Source organism: Micromonospora sp. CPCC 206061 (assembly GCF_036906915.1).
In the GTDB taxonomy this organism is placed as follows: domain Bacteria; phylum Actinomycetota; class Actinomycetes; order Mycobacteriales; family Micromonosporaceae; genus Phytohabitans.
This window is the reverse complement of record NZ_JBAKHX010000184.1, coordinates 1-2,296: the sequence shown is the minus strand read 5'-3', so window position 1 is coordinate 2,296 and position 2,296 is coordinate 1. Positions and strand designations below refer to the sequence as shown.

Here is a 2,296-nt window from a genome sequence, read left to right as displayed (position 1 = left end):
GCAATTTGGGGCTGGTGTGGAAGTCGAACTCTTCCAGGGTGGTGCTCTGCTCGAAGCGGGCACGGCGCAGCCGGCGTTGCATGCCCATGTTCTCTCGTCGGGTGATCTCGTCGTGGCAGAGGACCTGCAGGAACTCCAGGTGGCCGAGTTCACCGGCTTGGGCTTGGGCCAGGCGGGCGTTGAGGGTGTGCAGCATGCCGGACAGCTTCAACGCGCGCAGGCTGTCGTGCAGGGCGGTGTCGACGATGCTCACGCAATCTCCTTGGACTGGTAGAGGAAATGGTTCAGGGCGGTCATCAGGTCGGCCCAGTCAGTGCCGGCCGGGCGGGGAAAACCGTTGCGCTGCAACACTTCAGCGATGTCGAACAGCAGACCGTAGGTGAACTGCGGGTCAGCGCCGGCGGGGACGGGCAGCGGGTAGGCCGCCAGCGGTGTGGCGTCGGTGTCGGTGTTGTTCATGCCAGCACCGCCGTCCCGGGCTGTGGCTGCTCGTCGTCGCCATGTCCACTGTGGTGTGCGTTCGTGGTGGCCGTGTCCGTCTCGGGCGTGTGGTTCATGGTGGACAGGGCGATGACGTTCGCGAACAGCCGCGAAGGGCCGTGCAAATGGGCGGCGGCGCCGCCGTCACCGGCCGATGGTGGCGGCGGGTCGGTCTCGGCGCCGGCGGCCAGGATGCCTTTGACGGTGCGGTAGGACGGGTCGCCGACCGCGATCGCCTTGGCGCAGGCGGCCTCCAACCGATGAGCGTCGTGCTTGGTGGCTAGGCCGAGCACGCCTTGCGCGGCGCGCAGCCGGAACAGGGCGTTGATCTCCAGCAGCCCGTCGATGACCTTCCGGCAGCCGGGGCCGATCTCGTCGGCGCGAGTGCGGCACCAGGTCGGGGTCCGCATCCGGAACGCGATCTTCTCCGGCGGATAGTGCCCGAAGTCGGTCTGCTTCCCCGACGGTTTGCGGCCATGCGTGGCTATCAACTGTCCCTTGTGGAAGATCTGCACCATGGTCGGGGTTTCGCGGGCATCGACGCGTTGGCCGATGAACCGCCACGGCACCGAGTAGATCGTTTTACCGACCTTGGCGTGGATGTCCGGACCGACCATGGCCGTCGACCACGTGGCGAGCACGAACGCCCTGCCCGGCAACGGCTGCAAGGCTTCGGCCTCGACCGCCGCGAACACCGAACCGGGGGCGGCGCCGGACAGCGGCCGACAGGCGCGGCGCCCGGCCACCTCCACGCACCAGGTGATGGCGGCGGCCTGCATCTCGGCCACAGACACGAACTGCCGGCCCCGCCAGAAGCTGTCTCGGATGTAGGGCATCGGTCGCTCGATGCGGGCCTTGTCCCGTGGCTTACCGGCCCGGGCCGGGTCGACCAACACCCCGTAATGTTCGGCCAACTCGGCATACGAGCGGTTGATCCTCGGGTCGTAGAGATCTGGCTTGTCCACCCCGGTGCGCAGGTTGTCCGGGACCAGGCGGCGCGGCACCCCGCCGAAGAATCCGAACGCCTCCACATGCGCCTCGGTCCAAGCCCGCTGATCCATCGTCAACACCGGACGCACGAACATGTGCCGCGAGCACGCCAGGACCATCGCGAACGCCCACACCCGCCGCCGCTTACCGGTCGCCGGGTCGACCCAATGGCCCAGATGCCCGTAGTCGATCTGAGCTTCCTCACCCGGCGCGACGTCGGCCTCGTCGCGTAGCACCACCACCTGGTCCCGGCGCACTTCCTCAGGCAGGTTCGCCGCCACATACCGCTTCAACGACGCCACCGACGCGGTCAACCCACGCTCGTCGCGAAGCCGCTGGTGGATCGTCGCCTGCGTCACCCCCAGCTTGAGCTGATCGGCGATGTACTCGTGATGCACGGCGATCTGCGGCCACGTGACCTGCCGCAGCCGGGTGTCGGCCAACTGCGGGAACCAGGCCGTCACCAGCGCCGCCCACTCCTGCACGGTCATCGCGGGCCCGCCCGGCGCCATGCCGGCCGCGACCGCGGGAGCCAGATACTTACGGATCGTCTTACGGTCCACACCCAGCGACACGGACACCTCGCTGATCGAGCGGCCCGCGTACCAGTGGATGAAGATCTCGGTCACATCGACCACGTCGAACGTTCTCCTCGCCATCGGCTCCCTCACCCGTCACCCGGACGAGGGAGAACTCCTCCTGATCGCGAGGACCACCCACCCCGGTCGCACATCCCCCCATGACCTGGGGAATTACATGATCGACCGGGTGGGGAATTACGTGAGCGTCAGACCGCTACAGCTGGGGAATTACGTGAGCGCCGACA

2 protein-coding genes and 1 pseudogene are annotated in these 2,296 nt (G+C 67.7%); all 3 read right to left on the bottom strand.

All coding sequences use genetic code 11. The annotated features are described in order from the left end of the window. Window positions 1–253 (bottom strand): ATP-binding protein (locus tag V6V89_RS41215; RefSeq protein ID WP_334625182.1); only part of this gene is annotated, 253 nt, incomplete at its 3' end. Further along, complete coding sequence (locus tag V6V89_RS41210) at window positions 250–459, bottom strand: hypothetical protein (RefSeq protein WP_334625179.1); 210 nt, start codon at window positions 457–459, stop codon at window positions 250–252. The genes V6V89_RS41210 and V6V89_RS41215, both read right to left, overlap by 4 nt. 128 nt (window positions 460–587) lie before the next feature. Next, window positions 588–2,108 (bottom strand): annotated as a pseudogene (gene istA, locus V6V89_RS41205) (IS21 family transposase); the annotation flags it as partial. Window positions 2,109–2,296 lie beyond the last annotated feature (188 nt).